The sequence below is a fragment of the Shinella sp. 20P9.1.1 genome, assembly GCF_057798995.1.
In genome coordinates, this window is record NZ_JBYOLC010000003.1 from 12,759 (window position 1) to 30,801 (window position 18,043).

The window sequence follows — 18,043 nt, forward strand, 5'->3', positions numbered from 1 at the left end:
TGAAAATCCGGAAAATTCCGGGCGAAGGCGCACGAGCATTTTCCGCGTGGAATTGCATGAAAACAGAGAGATAGCGCGCTTCTACCCTAGCGGCGTCGGTCGGCGGCGAGGATTTCGCGGGCGAGCTGGTCGAGCGGCAGGATCCTGTCGACGCCGCCATGCGCGATGGCTTCCTTCGGCATGCCGAAAACGATGGAGCTCGCCTCGTCCTGCGCCACCGTATAGGCGCCGGCCTGGTGCATTTCGGCCATGCCGCGGGCGCCGTCGTCACCCATGCCGGTCATGATCACGCCCATGGCGTTTGCACCCGCCGCGCGGGCGGCGGAGCGGAAGAGCACGTCGACGGAGGGCCGGTGGCGCGAGACGAGCGGGCCTTCGCGCACCGCGACATGGTAGCGGGCGCCCTGCCGCTCCAGCATCATGTGGCGGTCGCCGGGTGCGATCAGCACATGGCCGCGCAGCACGGGGTCTCCGTGCACCGCTTCCTTGACCTCGACTTCGCAGAGGCTGTTCAGCCGCTTGGCGAAGGCGGCGGTGAATTTCTCCGGCATGTGCTGGACGATGACGATGCCGGGCGAATTGGCCGGCAATTGTTCCAGGAGAACGCGCAGCGCCTCCGTGCCGCCGGTCGAGGCGCCGATGCAGGCGACCATTTCCGTCGTCTTGGCCATGGCGCGGCCCGTCGGTGGGGGCAGGACGGCATCGGCGGTGAGCTTTGCCGTCGGGCCGCCTGCGGCGGCGCTGCGGCGGTTCGTGCCGAGGCGGGCGACGGCCGCCCCCTTGACCGCCTCGCGGATGCGGGTGCCGGATTCGGCGAGGTGGTCCGCGGCGCCGATCTTCGGCTTCAGGATGATATCGACGGCGCCGGCTTCCAGCGCCTGCATCAACGTTTCCGAACCTTCCTCGGTCAGCGAAGAACACATGACGACGGGGATCGGCCGCTGCGACATGATCTTGCGCAGGAAGGTGATACCGTCCATGCGGGGCATTTCCACATCGAGTGTGATGACGTCGGGCATTTCCTCCTGGATTTTCTTCGCCGCCATGAAGGGATCGGAGGCTGCGCCCATCACTTCGATCTCGGGGTCCTCTTCCAGCACATGGGTCAGCGCCTGACGCACGCTTGCGGAATCGTCGATGATGAGAACGCGGATTTTGCGGCCGGGAAGGGGCATCAGATCTTCTTGAAAACCGTGTTGGCGACCTGGCGCACCGGCAGGGAAATGCCGGTGACCGTTTCGGAGTGACCGACATAGAGATAGCCGCCGGGGATGAGGCAATCGCAGAGCCGTGACAGCACCTTGGCCTGCGTCGGCTTGTCGAAATAGATCAGCACATTGCGGCAGAAGATCATGTGCATGGGCTCGCCCACCTTATAGGCGCTGTCCATGAGGTTCATGCGGGCAAAGCCGATGGTCGCGCGCAGCCGTGGATGGATGCGCACTTCGCCGCGTGCGGCGTCGCGCGAAACCATCACGTAGCGCCGCTGCACGTCCGCCGGCACGGGCTGAACCATGTCGCGGGGATAGACGCCGCGGCGGGCGGCCTGCAGCACGTCGGTCGAAAGGTCGGTCGCGAGAATGCGGTAGTCGATACCCGGTGTGGTGTCGGCGAAATCCTGCAGAACCATCGCCATCGTATAGGGCTCGGCACCGATGGAGCAGGCGGCACTCCACAGCCGCAGCCGCTTGTGTCCGGCGGCGGCGAGTTCCGGCAGGCCGGTGCGCTCCATGAATTCGAAATGCTTCGGCTCGCGGAAGAAGTCCGTCTTGTTGGTCGTGACGGCGTCGATCAGGAAGATCGCTTCCTTCTCGATACCGCCATGTTTGAAAAGATAGTCGCAATAGGCGTTGAAATTGGGAATGCCGGTGGCCCTGAGACGCCGCCGCAGGCGGCCTTCCAGCATCGTCAACTTCGTGATCGGCATCTTGATACCGCTATAGTCGTAGATATAGCGCGACAGCGCCTCGAAATTCCGGCTGGTCAAGCCGTCTTCGCTCGCCTGCGCCCGCAATGCTGCTCCCACGCCGCTCTCCTGAATTATGCCGTAGCGGCGAGACGGTTTGCCGAACCCATCATCGCCACCTCCGCGCCGGAGAACAGGCGGGCGAGATCGACGATGACGACGAAGCCGCCATTGCGGCGCACGACGCCGGCAATGTAATCGGACGGCCAGCGCACGCCGATATCAGGCGCGCCCTCGATTTCCTCGTTGCGGAAGGGAATGACCTCGTAGACGCGGTCGGCGACAAGGCCCAGTGTCAGGGTCTTTTCGCCGATCGGCACATCGAGCACGAGTGCGCGCGTGTGCGGCGTCTTTTCGGTCTTCGTCATGCCGAGACGAAGACGCAGATCGATGACCGGCACGCCCTGGCCGCGCACGTCCCTGAGACCGAGCAGGTAGTCCGGCCCATGCGGGATCCTGAAGGCATCCTCATGGTCGAGGATTTCCCGGACCACGGAAACCGGGACCGCGAAGACCTCGTTGTCGAGGGAGAAGGTGACGTACTGGGATTCGGAGGACGTGCCGGCCATGATCAAGCGCTTTCCCTGAAGTCTGCGTCGTCGGCATCCGGACCGCCCATCGACATGTCGAGGGCAAAGCCGCGGGCGCGGGCCTGTTGGGCATTGACGCTGTTGTCGGATTTGCGAGCCGGTGCCGCAGTGGACTTCGCCGCAGGGCGGGCTGCGACGGGTGCCGGACGGCGCTGGGCGGACGCCGGAACACCTGCCGCACGATCGACGCGGAAGAAGGCAATCGAGGTCTGAAGTTCTTCCGCCTGGGCGGCGAGTTCTTCCGACGTGCCGGACATCTCTTCGGATGCCCCGGCGTTCTGCTGGGTCACCTTGTCGAGCTGCTGGATCGCTTCGTTGATCTGCGAGGCGCCGATATCCTGCTCGCGGCAGGCGGCGGAGATTTCCGAGATGAGTTCGGCGGTCTTGCGGATGTCGGGCACCAGACGGGTCAGCATGTCGCCGGCTTCGGTCGCGACGGACACCGTCTGGCCGGAGAGCGCGCTGATTTCGGCAGCGGCCGCCTGGCTGCGTTCGGCGAGCTTGCGCACTTCCGAGGCGACGACGGCAAAGCCCTTGCCGTGTTCGCCGGCACGAGCCGCTTCCACGGCGGCGTTGAGCGCGAGCAGGTCGGTCTGGCGGGCGATTTCCTGCACGATGGAGATCTTTTCCGCGATGGTGCGCATGGCGCCGACGGCCCGGCCGACGGCTTCGCCGGAGGTTTCGGCATCCTTGGCCGACTGGCGGGCGATCTTTTCCGTCTGGGCGGCGTTGTCGGCGTTCTGCTTGATGTTGGCGGCCATTTCCTCCATCGAGGCGGAGGCCTCTTCGGCCGACGACGCCTGTTCGGTCGCGCCCTGCGAGAGCTGCTCGGAGCTGGCCGAGAGTTCCTGGCTGCCCGAGGAGACGTTGTTAGCGGCGGAAAGAGCGTCCGCGACGACACCGCGCAGGCGTTCCACCATGCTTTCCAGCGACAGGCCGAGCGTATCCTGGTCGGAGAGCGGCTTCGGCGTGACGGTCAGGTCGCCATTGGCGATCTGGTCGGCGATGGTGGCGGTGTTGCGCAGGTTGCCGGTCATCACATTGATGGTGTCGACAAGGTCCTTGATCTCGTCGTTCGTCTTGATCTCGACCGTCTGATTGAGATCGCCGACGGCGACGGCTTCCGCGACCGTCCTGATCTTGCGCAGGCCGGTATTGATGCCGAGCGCGATCCAGAGAGCGGCACCGACCGAAAGCAGGAAGGCGGCAACCGTCAGCGTGACCAGCGTGTAGAAGGCCGTCACATAGCTGGCGTCGGCCACGGTGTCGGAATCGCTGATGGCCGTCTCGGTTAGGGCCGAAAGGCCTGCGGTCATCGTGTCGAGCTTGTCGGAGGCGGCAGCCCCATCGGTCTGATTGAGTTCAAGCGCGAGATCGCGCTGGCCGGAGCCGACCAGCGAGACGACGCGGTCGTTGATGGCCATATAGTCATCCCAGAAGTCGCGGACTTCCTGCCACTTGGCCTTGAATTCGCCGGTCGCGTCGTTCTGGCCGTCGTTGAGCGCCTTTTCGAAGGCGGCCCGCTCGGCGGTGATGGTCGCCTTCGCCTTGTTTACCCGCTCCGGCGTGGTGGCCATCAGCAGGTCGCCTTCGGCAAGGCCGAGCCCGTCGAAGGCGGCCGCGAGATCGTTGGCATAGTCGTCCTGCTGGATCGGACCCTCGATGAGGTCGTTGCGCAGCGTGTTCATTTCGCTGAGGCTGCGGATGCCGATACCGGCCGAAACACACAGAAGGATGATCAGGAAGCCGAAGGCAAGGCCCAGCTTCAACTTGATGGTTAGGCGCATCTCGGATTCTCCTTGTCGCAGATGCCTTTGGGGCGAGGCGTCCGCTATTGCGGCGCTCCCATGCGTGAAGACCGATACACTCACCCTTCCGCGGGCTGCCGATGCAGCCCTTTTTTACCGATGCCTACATGCGCCGGCTGGTCCGCGCGACGCATCCGTTATCGGGATGCGTCGCGAATAGTCACATGATCAAGCGCTCTGGCGGAAATCCGCATCGTCGGCGTCAGGGCCGCCCATCGACATGTCGAGGGCAAAGCCGTTGCTGCGCGGTGTCTTGGACGTCGCCGTTGCGGTGCGTTGAGCAACCGGACGCTTGGTGGCGGCAGGCGCGGCCATTTTGGCGGCGGTCGCGCGCAGCTTTCCGGCGTGGTCCGCTTCCTTGCGGCCGGCATTGTCGACGCGGAAGAAGGCGATGGAGGCCTGAAGTTCTTCCGCCTGGGCGGCGAGTTCTTCCGACGTGCCGGACATCTCTTCGGAGGCTCCGGCGTTCTGCTGGGTCACCTTGTCGAGCTGCTGGATCGCTTCATTGATCTGCGAGGCGCCGATATCCTGCTCGCGGCAGGCGGCGGAGATTTCCGAGATCAATTCGGCGGTCTTGCGGATGTCGGGCACCAGACGGGTCAGCATGTCGCCGGCTTCGGTCGCGACGGACACCGTCTGGCCGGAGAGCGCGCTGATTTCGGCAGCGGCCGCCTGGCTGCGTTCGGCGAGCTTGCGTACTTCCGAGGCGACGACGGCAAAGCCCTTGCCGTGTTCGCCGGCGCGGGCCGCCTCGACGGCGGCGTTCAGCGCGAGCAGGTCGGTCTGGCGGGCGATTTCCTGCACGATGGAGATCTTTTCCGCGATGGTGCGCATGGCGCCGACGGCCCGGCCGACGGCTTCGCCGGAGGTTTCGGCATCCTTGGCCGACTGGCGGGCGATCTTCTCCGTCTGGGCGGCGTTGTCGGCGTTCTGCTTGATGTTGGCGGCCATTTCCTCCATCGAGGCGGAGGCCTCTTCGGCCGACGACGCCTGTTCGGTCGCGCCCTGCGAGAGCTGCTCGGAGCTCGCCGACAGTTCCTGGCTGCCGGAGGAGACATTGTCGGAGGCCGACAGCGCATCCGCCACGACACCGCGCAGGCGCTCGATCATCGTGTTGACATGGCCGAGCATATCGCCGATCTCGTCCTTCGTGGTGATGTCGGCAAAGCGGGTGAGGTCGCCATCCGCCACGCTCTGGACGGCGCTGGCAGCGCGGCTGAGACCACGGTTGATCGACAGCACGATCCAGACCGCTGCCATGGCGGCAATCAGGACCGCGATGGCGGCGGCTGTCACCATCAGCGTGCGTGTGCTCTCATACTGGGCTTGGGCGTTAACTTCGGCTTCGTCGAGACGGCCTTCCTCGAGCTTCACCACTTCGTCGAGCAGTTTGTCGATCTCGTTTGTCACTGCGCGGGCGTCGGTGTTCGAGATGCGTGTTGCACTGTCGGTATCGCCGGCCAGCGCCAATGCGCGAATATGGTCATCGTTGCGGCGGAAGTCGGTGGTGAAGCCGGCGAGCTTGTTCCACATCACCTTGCCCTGCTCTGTCGCCTTGGCGAGGACAGCCTCGAACGTCGCGTCGAATTCCTTGCGGGCTTTGTCGCTGAGGCCAATGTAGCGATTGGTCTCAGTGACATTTGCCGACGACAGCATGTTTTTCTGCTGGCGGATCTGCTGGAGCTGCAGGTTGTTCAGCGCCTGGGCGAGCTTCAGGCGCTCGGCCGGGCCGTTCAGCACGTCGCCGAGCGTCGTGTTGAGGCCGCCGAGGCTCATGATGCCGTAGGCCGCGGTGCCGACCAGAACCGCGATCATGAAGCCGAAGGTCAGGAACAGCTTGAATTTGATGGTGAAGCGCATGGGTCTCTCCTGAGTGCCTAGTTCGGCGCTTGCGCGTTGCCAGTGCGGTCTTTCCGAGAGGAGAAGATCGCGTGCAGGTTCGGAACGATGATGAATTCGCCGCCTCGCTTGACGAGGCAGTTGATGTAATCAGCGCGCCAGCGCATGCCGACGCTCGGTGGCGGCTCGCTGGCGACCTTGGCAAGGGTCGTGACTTCGTTGACCTTGTCGGTGCGGATGCCGACAAGGGTCGGCTCGTCGTCGAGATCGAGTTCGATGACGATAATGCGGCTGTCGATGGTGGTTTCCGTCGCGTCCATGCCGAAGGCAAGGCGGATGTCGGCAAGCGGGATCACCTTGCCGCGAAAATTGATCACGCTCGAAACGAAGGGCTTGCTGCCAGGAACGTGGGTTTCCGGCAGAAGATCTAGGATTTCCTGCACGACGATCGCCTCGATTGCGAAGGTCTCGCCGTTGAGGTTGAAGGTGAGGACGGAAAGGTCCTCCTCATCGCCCCAGATGGTGCCGTAGTCGAGTTTCCGTGCCGCTTCGCTCATCCTGCCGCCCGCATCTGCGCCTCCTGGTGCTGCCCGGCCGCGACGAGATGGGTGACGTCGAGGATCAGAGCGACGCTACCGTCTCCCAGAATGGTCGCGCCCGAGAAGGTGGCGACGTCATGGTGCAGCTTGGACATGGATTTGATGACTGTCTGGTGGTCGCCGATGATCTGGTCAACGACGAGGCCGACGCGCTCGGAGCCGGTCGAGATGACCACGACCTTCTGATGCTGGTCGGGCTGGGTGCCTGTGCGGAACAGTTCGCGCAGCCGCAGGAAAGGCACGAGACTGTCGCGCAGCGAGATGAAGGAGCGGCCGCGCGAGCGCAGGTCGTCTTCGAGCGACAATTCCAGGCATTCCTCGACTGCCGAAAGCGGGATGACGTAGCACCCGCCGCCGACGCGCACGAGCAGGCCGTCGATGATGGCGAGCGTCAGCGGAATGCGCAGCGATACTTCCGATCCGTCGCCGGGCTTGCTGATAATGTCGATGGCACCGCGCAGGGCTTCGACGGTCTTCTTCACCACATCCATGCCGACGCCGCGGCCGGAGAGATTGGTGACAGCCTGGGCGGTCGAGAAACCCGGCTGGAAGATGAGCTGCAGCAGTTCCGGATCGGACAGTGCCTGACCCGGCTGGATTAGCCCGGAAGACTCGGCCTTGGCGCGCACGCGGTCGCGATTGATGCCGCGGCCGTCGTCCTTGATGGTGATGATCACCTCGCCGCCCGTCTGGTGCGCGGAGAGAATGACCTTGCCCTTGGGGTCCTTGCCGGCGGCGATGCGTTCCTCGGGCTTTTCCAGGCCATGGTCGATGGAATTGCGCACGAGATGGACGAGCGGATCGGCAAGTCGGTCGATGACCGTCTTGTCGACCTCGGTGCTTTCGCCCTCGGTGATGAGCTCGATTTCCTTGCCGGTCTCGCGCGAGAGGTCGTGCACGAGGCGGCGGAAGCGGCTGAACAGGCTCGCGACCGGCATCATGCGCAGCACCATCATCGTGTCGCGCAACTCGCCGGACAGGCGTTCGATTTCCTCCGAGACGGAGCGCAGGCCGAGATCGGCCGCAGCACCCGCAAGCTGGGTGAGGCGCGACTGGGCGATGACCAGCTCGCCGACGCGGTCCATCATTTCGTCGAGGCGTTCTGCGGGCACGCGGACATTTTCGGCGGATTTCGCCTGTTTGGAATCGTTGGCCGCCTGAACGGCAGGGGCTTCGCGTTCCGAAACCACCACGGCCTTCGGCATTGCGGCTGCTGGGGCGGCGGCGACGGGAAGGGCGGCCGGGCGTTCGGCGGCGATCTCCGTGATGTCGAGCTCCATATCGTCCATGACGAAGATGAAGACGTCCTCGATGTCGCTGCGCGGCTTTTCCGTCTTGAGGGTGACGTTCCAGGCGAGGTGGATATCGCGCGGTTCGAGCGTGGCGAGATCGGGAACATCAGTGGTGTCGGCAACGATCTTGCATTCTCCGAGATCGCGCATCTCGTCGAGCAGGCCGAGCGGATTGGTACCGTTCGCCATGGCATTGGCCGGCAGGCTGAAACGGATGCGCCATTCGCGCATGCCGCCGGCATCCTGGTCCGATGCTACGGCCATAAGGGTTGCGGTTGAGACCGGGGCGGGCGAGCCTGCGCCATTTACGGCGCGGTGCAGGTTGTCGAGCAGGCTGGCGCTCATCGCATCGTGGTCGCCGTTCGGCGTTTCGAGCAGCGCCCGCATATGGTCCTGGGCGGACAAGACCGCCGAGACCAGTTCATGCGTCGCCGGCACATCGCCCTTGCGCACGCGGTCGAAGGCGGTTTCGCAATGGTGCGTGAAGGCGGCCAGCGCTTCGAAGCCGAACATCGCGCCGGAGCCCTTCAGCGTGTGCAGGCCGCGGAAGACCGCATCGATCTGGTCGCGGTCGTCGAGGCTGCGCGTCAGGTCGAGAAGGCCGGACTCGATCTGTTCCAGCAGTTCGGCCGCTTCTGTCCGGAAAACTGAGATCGGGTCCGGATTGCTCATTTGCCGAGAACCTTTCTGGCGATCTTGACGAGGCTTTCCGGGTCGAACGGCTTGGTCAGCCAGCCCGTGGCGCCGGCCGCCTTGGCCTGCGCCTTGATCTCACCGTCTGACTCCGTGGTGAGGAAGATGACCGGAACGCCGGTATGCGCGGGCAGCTTGCGCAGCTCGCGGATCATGGTCAGGCCGTCCATATTGGGCATGTTGAGGTCGGTGATCACCAGGTCGTATTCACCTGCCTGAAGCTTGCTCAGGCCGTCGAGCCCATCGACCGCTTCGGTCACGGTGTAGCCGGCATTGCTCAGGGTGACGCGTGTCGTCAGCCGGATGCTGGCGGAATCATCCACGGTCAAGATTTTCGCGGTCATCAATTTTTCTCCTGATGCAACCAGAAATGTGCGGCGTCCGGCGTCATCTCGTCGAGAAATCCGCCACGCTTCAGCACGTCGTAAAGGTCTCCCGTCGCCGGGCGAGCAAGTAGAAGCCGGTTCGCGTGCGCTTCCGCGTGTTTGCGCGCAGCCGTAACGAGCTGGACAAAGCTCAGGTCGACCTGAGCCTCCGCGTCGATATCAAGTATCGTTGCTGGATTATCCGCCAAATGGCTCAGGATAATCTCTTGAACGGCTAATATATTCTTGATGGTGAGCGCATTTGGTAAGGTTAATGGCGCGTCACCGGACAAGGTGGAGGACATGCTGGCCCCGATAAACGTTTTGCAAGGGAGTATTCCCCGCGCCAGAATTCATCGATAGCCTTAACGATCCGTAAAGCGCGGTTGCTAAATTCACCTTTTGGTGGTTGCTGCATTGCTTATACAACAATTCACGTTAGGTGACGAGTTCGGCTTAACCAGCTGATAATATTACGTAAATTAAAACATAAGACATTAGAGATATTATTTATAAATCCCTAATTCTAGGGATGCCTGCATCCTCGGGTGGTGGCGTGCAAACAGCTCTTAAAGGCCCGAATTCACTTCATAAGGAGATGCGAATTTACTGCGCGTTACATTGTTCGTCCTAGGGTCAGGCCTAGATTTCTTGAAAGTGGGGTATGGCGTGTCAGGAACAGCGAGCGCAGTCCGCGTGGAGCGGCAGACGACCGGGACGGAACTCGTTTCCCGTCTCGAAGGGGCCCGTTCCCGCATCGAACAACGCTTCCTCGACGGTGGCGTGGTGCTGCTCGCCGTGCTCGATGTGCTCAACCGACTGGTTGCATCGCTGGAAAACCTCTCCCGTTCGCTTGATGACGAGACTGCGCAGGCGACGATCGGCCGGCTGGTTGCCACGGTCGACCAGCTGACCGCCCTGCCGGCCATCGAGGAAACGCGCCAGCAGCGCCTCGCCAGTGTTTCGGTGACGGAAAAGTCGCTCGGCACCCATATTGCGGATATGCAGGAGACGCTGCGCTATCTGCGCACTTTCGCGACGACGGCCAAGATCACGGGCGCCGCCATTCCGGATTTCTCGGGCTTTGCGGAAGAAATCCTCGAACGCATCCAGTTCGGCAGGAAGGAAGTCGATGCGCTCGGCGCGAAGATTGGCACGCTCAGCGGCGTGATCGACGCGGCGTCCTTGGGCGGAGGAGAGGCGTTGGAGCGCTTCCGCCGCAGTGTACCCGACATTGCCACCAATCTCTCGCGCAATGCAGCGGACCTCACATCCCAGCGCAAGCATCTTTCGCAGCTCGCCGGTAAGGTCGGCAGTTCGGCCCGTCTCGTGCAGACGAAGGTCGCGACCACGCTCTCCGCCATGCAGATCGGCGACATTACGCGCCAGCGCATCGAACATTGCCAGTCAGCCTTCGCCTTTCTGGACGAGCATCTGGCGGCCGGCACGCTGGATGGTGACGCGGCCGGGCGTCTGACGGCCCTTGTGCACCATCTCGTGCGCGATCAGCTTGTCGCGATCACCAGCGACTTCGGGCGCGAATGCAAGACCGTCGTCGGAACGATCCGTAGTTTCGGGACCGATATCGATGGTCTGATGGCGCTTTACGGCGACATGGCTGCCACCGACGGCCAATCGGCCGACCGTGCCATGCGCACGCTGGAAGCCGATATCGATGCTGCCCGCGCCGTCGTGCGCGATATCGAGCAGGCGGCCGGCAAGGCCAATGCGCTGGGGTCGAGCACGGTGGAGACTGTGCGGGAGCTGCTGAAGGGCGTGAAGACGATCCAGCTGGTCCGCACTGATATCCACTACATGGCACTCAACACCAACCTGCGCTGCAGCAAGCTCGGCGAAGAGGGGCGGGCGATCAACGTGGTGACCGCGGAGCTGCGCACCTTCTCCGCCCAGCTCGACGAGACGGCCGAACGCATCCTGGTTGCGCTGCAATCGCTGGAGGGCGATGCCGGCAAGCTTGGCGAAGCCGGCAATGCGGCCGGCGGCTCGCTCGATATCCATCTCGAAGAGGTGCTCGACCATATTCGCCGCGCCGGCGACCGGATGGAAGAGGATATGGCTGCGCTACGGGATTGCGGCGCGGATGTCTCCGCCAAGGCGGGCAGGACGATTGCCGGCCTCGATTTCAACGCTGAACTCGGCGATGTGCTCGCCGACTGTGCGGCAAGTGCCGGCGATCTGATCGATCATGAGATGCCGGATACCGCCGGACTTGAGGAGGCGATGGCCGATCTCGGCAGCCGTATCGCGCGTGTCTATACTATGGCCTCGGAACGCGAAATTCATGCCCGCTACTTTGGCGGGACGCTCGAGGCGGCACCCGTCCAACCCGCAGCCATGAGCGACGACGATCTGTTCGACGACGCCTTGTTCTGATGCGCAGGCCGGGTTTGCGTCAGCCCGCCTGTACCGGCTCCGCCTCAAGCGTCTTCTGCCGGTCGGCATAGACGCGCGCCAGCCAGGCGCAGACCATCAGCTGGATCTGATGGAAGAGCATCAGTGGCAGCACGATGGCGCCGATCGACTGGCCGGCGAAGATGACGCTCGCCATGGGCACGCCGCTGGCAAGGCTCTTCTTCGAGCCGCAGAAGACGGCGGTGATGCGGTCTTCCCGGTTGAAACCCAGAAGCTTGCCGCCGAGGCTGGTGATGAGAAGGACTGCGGCGAGCAGCAGGATGTCGACGAGGATGAGCAGCGCGAGATCCCCGATGGCAAGCCGGTGCCAGATGCCCTCCGTCACCGCTTCCGAAAAGGCGAGATAGACGACCATCAGGATCGAGCCGCGGTCGAAGGGATTGAGCAGCGTCTTCTTCGAGCGGATCCAGTTGCCGATGAAGGGTTGCAGCACCTGGCCGGCGACGAAGGGCAGGAAGAGCTGCAGCATGATCTTCCAGATCATGTCGAAGGAAATGCCGGCATTGCCGCCGGTGGAGAAGAGCAGCGCCACCAGCGCCGGCGTCAGGAAAATCCCGAGAATATTCGATGTCGATGCCGCGCAGATCGCGGCGGGCACATTTCCGCCGGCAATCGAGGTGAAGGCGATCGACGACTGCACGGTGGATGGCAGCACGCAGAGGAAGAGCAGGCCGAGATAGAGCGGCTGGTCGATCAGCCAGGGCGAGAACAGGCCGAGCCCGAGGCCGAGCAGCGGGAAGATTGCGAAGGTCGTCACCAGGATGAAGAGCTGAAGGCGCCAGTGCAGGAAACCGGCGACGACGGTGTCCGTCGAAAGACGTGCGCCGTGCAGGAAGAACAATAGCGCGATCGCGATGTTGGTGGCGATACCGAACCACTCCGCCGGCTCGCCCGAAATCGGCACGAGCGAGGCGAGCAGCACGGCGCCAACGAGCAGCAAGGTGAATGTATCGGGCAGGAAGCGTTTCATCGGTCACGATCCGGGAAGGTCTCGACAGGCCCTTAAAATGCGCTATCCTGTTTTGCGATGCAATCGATAATGCTTATCGAGAAACGTGATATGCTCGATCTTGCTCAGTTGCGCAGTTTCGTCATGGTGGCCCAGACCAAAAGTTTCACACTTTCGGCGGAGCGGCTGAACCTTGGCCAGTCGACGGTCAGCCAGCATCTTCAGCGGCTGGAGCGAAGCCTTGGCCGGCGGCTGATCGACCGCGATACGCATGCGGTGCGCCTGACGAGCGACGGGGAGGCGCTGCTGCCCAATGCCCGCCAGCTTCTGGCGCTGGAACGGCAGACGGTGGCGCGCTTCGATGCCGATGCGCCGCGCGGTCCCTTCCGGCTCGGCATTTCAGAAGATCTGGTGAGCGGGCAGCTGCCGGGTCTGCTGGAGGACTTCATCGCCGATCACCCCTCCGTCGATCTCCAGCTTTCCGTCGCGCTCTCCAAGACCCTGGCCGACATGCAGGATCGCGGCGAGCTCGATCTCGTCATGGCCAAGCGCCGGATCGGCGAGCAGCGCGGCGATGCCATCCTGCGCGAACCGCTCGTGTGGCTGGCGAGCGATCCCGAGGCGATCCTCGCCAAGCCCGTTCTGCCGCTGATCGTCTTCCCGCCGCCGAGCCTCACGCGGGCGCTGCTGATGGAGGCGCTGGAGCACGCGGGCACGCCCTGGCGCATCGTCTGTTCATGCCAGAGCCTGAGCGGGCTGACGGCGGCGGCGCGGGCGGGCATGGGCGTGCTGGTGCAGCCGCGCAGCCTGGCCCCGGCAGGCCTTCGCGAAATCACCCCGCCGCTGCTGCCGGCGCTGGAGGATGTGGAATTCGTGCTCGTCACCGCAAGCTCGGCCGATCACGCCACCGTTTCCGCCTTTTCCCGCAAGGTGCGCGAGCGCTTCGGCAAGGGCTTTGCCGTCACTGCGGCCCCTGACATCACTTCATAAGAACCTGCCGGACCGGCGGGGTAAAAAATACCGAGGAGAACGAAGAGAATGCGCAATTTCGAAAGGCCGACCCGCTCCGTTGCCGTCGCCCGCCATGCAATGGCGGCGACGTCGCACCCATCCGCGACGCTCGCCGCCTTGCAGATCATGGAGGCCGGCGGCAATGCGATGGATGCGGCGATCGCCGCCTCGGCCATGCAATGCGTCGTCGAACCGGGCTCGACGGGCATCGGTGGCGATTGCTTCGTGCTGTATGCGCCGGGCGGGTCCGACAAGGTCGTCGCCTATAACGGGTCCGGGCGCACGCCGGCGGCGCTGACGCTCGACTGGTTCACCGAGCGGGGTCTTGCCGAGGTGCCGCGGCAATCGCCCTCGGCCGTGACCATTCCCGGCGCCATCGATGCCTGGACGCGGCTGCATGCCGATCACGGCCGCATGCCCTTTGCCGACGTGCTGGCGCCGGCCATCCGCTTTGCCGAGGAAGGTTACGCGATCAGCCCGCGCGTTCATCGCGACTGGTTGATCGAGGAGGAGTTGCTGGCCTCCGAGCCCACCGCCGCGCGCATCTTCCTGCCGAAGGGGCGTGCGCCAAAGATCGGCGAGGTGCACCACCAGCCGGAGCTTGCGGCCACGCTGAAGCGGATTGCGGCCGAAGGGCGCAACGGGTTCTATACCGGGGCGGTGGCTGAGGACATGGTGTCCTATCTCCGTTCCCTCGGTGGCCTGCACACGCTGGAGGATTTTGCGGAGGCGCGGGGCGATTACGTAACGCCCGTGACGACGGATTTCCGCGGCCACACCATCCACGAATGCCCGCCGAACGGGCAGGGCATCATCGCGCTGCTGATCCTGAACATTCTGAGCCGTTTCGAGGCCAAGGGCGATCCGCAATCGCCTGACAGACTGCATCTGGAAATCGAGGCGACGCGGCTTGCCTATGCCGCGCGCGACGCCTGGCTTGCCGATCCGGACAAGGCGCATGTGCCCGTCGAGGAGCTGTTGTCGGACGGGCTTGCAGATCGGCTGGCCGGCATGATCGACCTCAATCGCGCGCTGACCGACCTGCCGGCCTTCGACATGCCGTTGCACCGCGACACGGTCTATATTTCCGTGGTGGACCGCGACCGCAATGCCGTCAGCTTCATCAATTCGGTCTTCGACAGTTTCGGCACCGGCCTCGTCGCGCCGCGCTCGGGCGTCGTGCTGCACAATCGCGGCCAGAGTTTTTCGCTGAAGCCCGGCCATCCCAATGTCGTGGCGCCGGGCAAGCGGCCGCTGCACACCATCATCCCCGGCATGGTCACGCGGGGCGGCCGGGTGGAAATGCCCTTCGGCGTCATGGGCGGTTATTATCAGGCGATGGGCCACGCCCATCTCATCTCCAAGGTCTTCGACTATGGCATGGACCTGCAGGAGGCGATCGACTTGCCGCGTCTCATTCCCAAGTCGGAAGGCACGCTCGTCGAAGCCGAACACACGCTGCCGGCCGCAACCGCAAGCGAACTCCAGCGGCGCGGCTTCTCGCTCGTGCCGGCCGAAGGGCCGATCGGCGGGGCACAGGCGATCCGCATCGATTGGGAAAACGGCACGCTGATCGGCGGGTCGGAATCGCGCAAGGACGGCATAGCGCTCGGGCTTTGAGGAGAGGAGATCATGGCGGAGATGGATCAGCCGGGGCTGGAACTTGTCATGCGCATCGAGGCGGAGATCGCGCCAGCGCTCGTCGTCGGCGATGTTGGCGGCGGTGTGCGCGAAATCATCCCGATCATTGGCGGGCGCTTCACCGGACCCGGCATCGGCGGCGAGGTCCTGCCCGGCGGCGCTGACTGGTGCCTGACCCGGCCGGACGGCGTCAGCGAAATCTGGGCGCGATACACGCTGCGCACCCAGGATGGCGTGCTGATCTCGCTGATCAATGCCGGCACGGTGCGGGCGGATGAGCACGGCGATTTTCGCGGACGCACGGTGCCGCAGTTCGAAGTGGCCGACGGGCCCTATGCCTGGCTGCGCGATGCGGCCTTCATCGGCACATTGCTGACCGACGGGGCAGGCACCTTGGCAAAGGCGACCTTCTACCGGGTGATGTGAGCCGCGACACCGGTACTCAGAGATGACGGCCGGCGTCCAGCACCTCTTCGGCCTCTTCCAGCGTCATGGCGAAGATTTTTCTGCCGATATCGAAGCCGAAGCCGCCGCGGGCGAAGGCCGAGAATTCCTTGGCCTTGCGCTTGTCGTCCAGCTCCACCTTGCGGAACGGGCCGAAGGCGCGTTTGCGGGCGAGCACGACGGCGGCATAGAGGTCGTCCATCTCGGCCACCGCGGCAGCGGCCGTTTCCTTGGCGATGCCTTTCTGTGAAAGCTTCTGCACGACCGCGCGCTTCGACCGGCCGCTGCGCATGCCCGAGCGGCTGCTCATCTCGGCAAAGGCCGTGTCGTCGAGCGCCTTGTTGTCATAGGCGAATTTCACCGCGGCATCGGCCAATGCCTTGACCTGCGCGTCGCTGATATCCTCGAACTTTTCCCGTGCCTTGCGGGAAATTGCGTCGAAGAGCTGCTTTTCCGTGTGCATGCGCCGTTCGATGCGATAGATCGTCGAATTGCGCGCCCAGGAGAACATGCGCGGGGTGGGCACATCGGCGGGCGTGTCGTCTTCGAGGCTCACGGGGGCTTTCGGCGATGGATGCTTCGGATCCCGTTCTTATGGAAGAAGTTTTCCGCCCTGTCACGCCTTCGCCACGACGAGGTCGATCTCGACCAGCGCATTCCGCCCAAGCGTGGCAACGCCGACCGTGGTACGGGCCGGCAGGTGCGCATCCGCACTGAAATACCGGTGATAGACCGCATTGAGGCCCGCATAGTCGCCAGCGAAATTCGTGAGATAGATCCGGGCGAAGACGGTGTCTTCCAGCCGATATTCCGTGGCGTTGAGAATGCGGAGTAGATTGCGGAAGACGAGTTCGGTCTGGGCCTCGATCGAGGCAGGCAGCGGTGCATCGGGTTGATCGGGATCGATCGGCAGCTGGCCGGTGACATGGAGCAGTCCGCCCGCTTCCACAGCATGCGCGTAGCGCGCTGTTTTCGGCGGCGGGGCGGCGTTGGCGACGATGTGGCGGTGCAGCGGCATGGTTGGGTATCCGGTGGGAAACGGGTGCCGGCTGGGCCGGCACCCGGATGGACGGCTCAGCTCCAGGCATGACGCGGGGCGTTGATGCCGTTGAGATAGAAATTGCCAACATGGAAGAATTTCCAGCGCACGGGATCGTGCAGCGTATGCGCACGCGCATTGCGCCAATGGCGGTCGAGATTGTGCTTGGCGAGCGTGGAGCGCGTGCCGGCCAGTTCGAACAGCTTGTTCGTGGCGAGGATCGCTATCTCCGTCGTCAGCACCTTGGCTTCGGCGGTCTTGATGGTCGCATCGTTGATCGTCTCTTCCGTCGCACTCTTCAGGCCGGCGTCGATCGCCTCGCCGGCGATGTCGAGCAGGGCTTCGGCCGCATGCAGCCGGATCTTCAGGTCGCCGATGGCGGCGATGGTGAAGGGGTCTTCGCCCGCCGTCTCCTTGCCGCTGTCGATCCACGGACGGCTCTGCGTCTTGATGAAGGCGATGGCGTCGTCGATGGCGCCGCGCGCTATGCCAGCATCGATGGCGGCCTGGATGATCTGCGAGACGGGGCCGGCAATGGTCGGCCGATCAAAGGCGGCGACCGGCAAAAGCCGGCTCTTCGGCACGCGGACATTCTCGATCTTCACCGCGCCGGAGGCCGTGGTGCGCTGGCCGAAGCTCGACCAGTTGTTGGTAACGGTGATGCCGGGCGCATCGCGATCGGTAAAGACGAGATAGCCCTTCTCCTCGGCATCGACGGCGACGATCGGGATGATGTGCGAGAGGAGCGCACCCGTCGTGTAGAACTTCTCGCCGTTCACCACCGCCTCGTCGCTCTCATGGGAGACGCGCGTCTCGAAGGCGCCGACGGTCTTGCTGTTGAGTTCGGAAAAAGCGTTGCCGAAGCGCAGGCCGGACAGGACCCAGCCGAAGAATTCTTTCTTTTGCTCTTCCGTGCCGTCGAGGTCGATATGGCCGTTGATGGCGAGATGGTTCTGGGTGATCTGGGCGATCGAGGAATCGGCCGCGGCAAGGATGGCGATGACGCGGGCGAGCGTCTTGTAGGACACGCCTGCACCGCCATAGGCCTTGGGCACGTTGATGCCCCAGAGGCCGCTTTGCGAATAGGCGTCGATTTCCTTCAGCGGCAGCAAGCCTTCGCGGTCGCGCAATGCTGCGCCTTGCGCGAAATCGGCGGCAAGCCGCCTGGCGACGGCAATCGCCTCCTCATCGCTTCCGATGATGTGGGCGGGGCTCTGCGGGCGCGGGCGCGGCGGCACCGGATCGTCGGAATTCACGCGCGGGTGCTGCGTGTAGTCGATTGGCTGTTTTTCGATAATCCCCATGGCAAAGCTCTCCGGTTGGTTTGAGGAGAGTTTCGCAGTAAAAAATAAAATCGATAGATATTATGTATTA

Annotated in this window: 17 protein-coding genes; 4 read left to right on the plus strand and 13 right to left on the minus strand. The window is 63.9% G+C overall.

Annotation, left to right across the window (positions count from 1 at the left end):
* Nucleotides 1-86: 86 nt before the first annotated feature.
* From AC27VQ_RS06010 to AC27VQ_RS06050, 9 genes are all read right to left on the minus strand, one after another.
* Nucleotides 87-1,175: a protein-glutamate methylesterase/protein-glutamine glutaminase gene (locus AC27VQ_RS06010; RefSeq protein ID WP_488715587.1), complete on the minus strand. Its 1,089-nt coding sequence runs from the start codon at nt 1,173-1,175 to the stop codon at nt 87-89.
* Nucleotides 1,175-2,026, minus strand: coding sequence for a CheR family methyltransferase (locus AC27VQ_RS06015; RefSeq protein WP_421594117.1), 852 nt, complete (start codon nt 2,024-2,026; stop codon nt 1,175-1,177). The genes AC27VQ_RS06010 and AC27VQ_RS06015 overlap by 1 nt, the downstream gene beginning before the upstream one ends.
* Nucleotides 2,027-2,040: 14 nt before the next feature.
* Nucleotides 2,041-2,535 carry a chemotaxis protein CheW gene (locus tag AC27VQ_RS06020; protein ID WP_244762957.1) on the minus strand — a complete coding sequence of 165 codons (495 nt, stop codon included), beginning with the start codon at nt 2,533-2,535 and terminating at the stop codon, nt 2,041-2,043.
* A 2-nt stretch (nt 2,536-2,537) separates the two neighbouring features.
* Nucleotides 2,538-4,343: a methyl-accepting chemotaxis protein gene (locus AC27VQ_RS06025; RefSeq protein WP_488715588.1), complete on the minus strand. Its 1,806-nt coding sequence runs from the start codon at nt 4,341-4,343 to the stop codon at nt 2,538-2,540.
* 189 nt (nt 4,344-4,532) lie between these two features.
* Complete coding sequence (locus AC27VQ_RS06030; protein WP_488715589.1) at nt 4,533-6,224, minus strand: methyl-accepting chemotaxis protein; 1,692 nt, start codon at nt 6,222-6,224, stop codon at nt 4,533-4,535.
* A 17-nt stretch (nt 6,225-6,241) separates the two neighbouring features.
* Nucleotides 6,242-6,760, minus strand: a complete 519-nt coding sequence (locus AC27VQ_RS06035; RefSeq protein ID WP_488715590.1) for a chemotaxis protein CheW — start codon at nt 6,758-6,760, stop codon at nt 6,242-6,244.
* Nucleotides 6,757-8,766: a chemotaxis protein CheA gene (locus AC27VQ_RS06040; protein ID WP_488715591.1), complete on the minus strand. Its 2,010-nt coding sequence runs from the start codon at nt 8,764-8,766 to the stop codon at nt 6,757-6,759. Before AC27VQ_RS06040 ends, AC27VQ_RS06035 begins: the two co-directional genes overlap by 4 nt.
* A complete protein-coding gene (locus AC27VQ_RS06045) occupies nt 8,763-9,131 on the minus strand; it encodes a response regulator (protein WP_244762952.1) in 369 nt (122 codons plus the stop codon). The genes AC27VQ_RS06040 and AC27VQ_RS06045 overlap by 4 nt, the downstream gene beginning before the upstream one ends.
* Nucleotides 9,131-9,457 (minus strand): hypothetical protein, encoded by a 327-nt coding sequence (locus AC27VQ_RS06050; RefSeq protein ID WP_421594112.1) that lies wholly within the window; start codon nt 9,455-9,457, stop codon nt 9,131-9,133. The genes AC27VQ_RS06045 and AC27VQ_RS06050 overlap by 1 nt, the downstream gene beginning before the upstream one ends.
* Nucleotides 9,458-9,821: 364 nt before the next feature.
* Here AC27VQ_RS06050 and AC27VQ_RS06055 point away from each other — a divergent pair, with 364 nt between their 5' ends.
* On the plus strand, nt 9,822-11,546 hold the full coding sequence (locus AC27VQ_RS06055) for a chemotaxis protein (RefSeq protein WP_488715592.1): 1,725 nt from the start codon (nt 9,822-9,824) through the stop codon (nt 11,544-11,546).
* 19 nt (nt 11,547-11,565) lie between these two features.
* Here AC27VQ_RS06055 and AC27VQ_RS06060 read toward each other — a convergent pair whose 3' ends face one another.
* Nucleotides 11,566-12,555 (minus strand): bile acid:sodium symporter family protein, encoded by a 990-nt coding sequence (locus AC27VQ_RS06060; RefSeq protein ID WP_421594110.1) that lies wholly within the window; start codon nt 12,553-12,555, stop codon nt 11,566-11,568.
* 90 nt (nt 12,556-12,645) lie between these two features.
* Between AC27VQ_RS06060 and AC27VQ_RS06065 the strand changes: the two genes are divergently transcribed.
* The 3 genes from AC27VQ_RS06065 to AC27VQ_RS06075 are packed head-to-tail and all read left to right on the plus strand — an operon-like array spanning nt 12,646 to nt 15,612.
* Nucleotides 12,646-13,524, plus strand: coding sequence for a LysR family transcriptional regulator (locus tag AC27VQ_RS06065; protein ID WP_421594109.1), 879 nt, complete (start codon nt 12,646-12,648; stop codon nt 13,522-13,524).
* A 48-nt stretch (nt 13,525-13,572) separates the two neighbouring features.
* A complete protein-coding gene (gene ggt / locus AC27VQ_RS06070) occupies nt 13,573-15,165 on the plus strand; it encodes a gamma-glutamyltransferase (RefSeq protein WP_421594108.1) in 1,593 nt (530 codons plus the stop codon).
* Nucleotides 15,166-15,177: 12 nt separating this feature from the next.
* Nucleotides 15,178-15,612 carry a DUF3237 domain-containing protein gene (locus AC27VQ_RS06075; protein ID WP_488715593.1) on the plus strand — a complete coding sequence of 145 codons (435 nt, stop codon included), beginning with the start codon at nt 15,178-15,180 and terminating at the stop codon, nt 15,610-15,612.
* Between the two features lie 16 nt (nt 15,613-15,628).
* On the opposite strand, the gene recX is transcribed toward AC27VQ_RS06075, so the two are convergent.
* Genes recX through AC27VQ_RS06090 form a run of 3 tightly spaced genes read right to left on the minus strand, consistent with a single transcriptional unit; the run spans nt 15,629 to nt 17,973 of the window.
* Nucleotides 15,629-16,186, minus strand: a complete 558-nt coding sequence (recX, locus tag AC27VQ_RS06080; protein WP_488715594.1) for a recombination regulator RecX — start codon at nt 16,184-16,186, stop codon at nt 15,629-15,631.
* A gap of 60 nt (nt 16,187-16,246) precedes the next feature.
* Nucleotides 16,247-16,648, minus strand: a complete 402-nt coding sequence (locus AC27VQ_RS06085; RefSeq protein WP_488715595.1) for a RidA family protein — start codon at nt 16,646-16,648, stop codon at nt 16,247-16,249.
* A 56-nt stretch (nt 16,649-16,704) separates the two neighbouring features.
* Nucleotides 16,705-17,973 (minus strand): SfnB family sulfur acquisition oxidoreductase, encoded by a 1,269-nt coding sequence (locus tag AC27VQ_RS06090; RefSeq protein ID WP_488715596.1) that lies wholly within the window; start codon nt 17,971-17,973, stop codon nt 16,705-16,707.
* Nucleotides 17,974-18,043 lie beyond the last annotated feature (70 nt).

Excerpts from the sequence above, each read along its gene's own strand:
- AC27VQ_RS06035 (WP_488715590.1), bottom strand. The coding sequence starts at position 6,760 with ATGAGCGAAGCGGCACGGAAACTCGACTACGGCACCATCTGGGGCGAT.
- AC27VQ_RS06060 (WP_421594110.1), bottom strand. The coding sequence starts at position 12,555 with ATGAAACGCTTCCTGCCCGATACATTCACCTTGCTGCTCGTTGGCGCC.
- AC27VQ_RS06090 (WP_488715596.1), bottom strand. The coding sequence starts at position 17,973 with ATGGGGATTATCGAAAAACAGCCAATCGACTACACGCAGCACCCGCGC.
- AC27VQ_RS06030 (WP_488715589.1), bottom strand. The coding sequence starts at position 6,224 with ATGCGCTTCACCATCAAATTCAAGCTGTTCCTGACCTTCGGCTTCATG.
- AC27VQ_RS06010 (WP_488715587.1), bottom strand. The coding sequence starts at position 1,175 with ATGCCCCTTCCCGGCCGCAAAATCCGCGTTCTCATCATCGACGATTCC.
- AC27VQ_RS06020 (WP_244762957.1), bottom strand. The coding sequence starts at position 2,535 with ATGGCCGGCACGTCCTCCGAATCCCAGTACGTCACCTTCTCCCTCGAC.
- AC27VQ_RS06025 (WP_488715588.1), bottom strand. The coding sequence starts at position 4,343 with ATGCGCCTAACCATCAAGTTGAAGCTGGGCCTTGCCTTCGGCTTCCTG.
- AC27VQ_RS06075 (WP_488715593.1), top strand. The coding sequence starts at position 15,178 with ATGGCGGAGATGGATCAGCCGGGGCTGGAACTTGTCATGCGCATCGAG.
- AC27VQ_RS06085 (WP_488715595.1), bottom strand. The coding sequence starts at position 16,648 with ATGCCGCTGCACCGCCACATCGTCGCCAACGCCGCCCCGCCGCCGAAA.
- AC27VQ_RS06065 (WP_421594109.1), top strand. The coding sequence starts at position 12,646 with ATGCTCGATCTTGCTCAGTTGCGCAGTTTCGTCATGGTGGCCCAGACC.
- AC27VQ_RS06050 (WP_421594112.1), bottom strand. The coding sequence starts at position 9,457 with ATGTCCTCCACCTTGTCCGGTGACGCGCCATTAACCTTACCAAATGCG.
- ggt (WP_421594108.1), top strand. The coding sequence starts at position 13,573 with ATGCGCAATTTCGAAAGGCCGACCCGCTCCGTTGCCGTCGCCCGCCAT.
- AC27VQ_RS06040 (WP_488715591.1), bottom strand. The coding sequence starts at position 8,766 with ATGAGCAATCCGGACCCGATCTCAGTTTTCCGGACAGAAGCGGCCGAA.
- AC27VQ_RS06045 (WP_244762952.1), bottom strand. The coding sequence starts at position 9,131 with ATGACCGCGAAAATCTTGACCGTGGATGATTCCGCCAGCATCCGGCTG.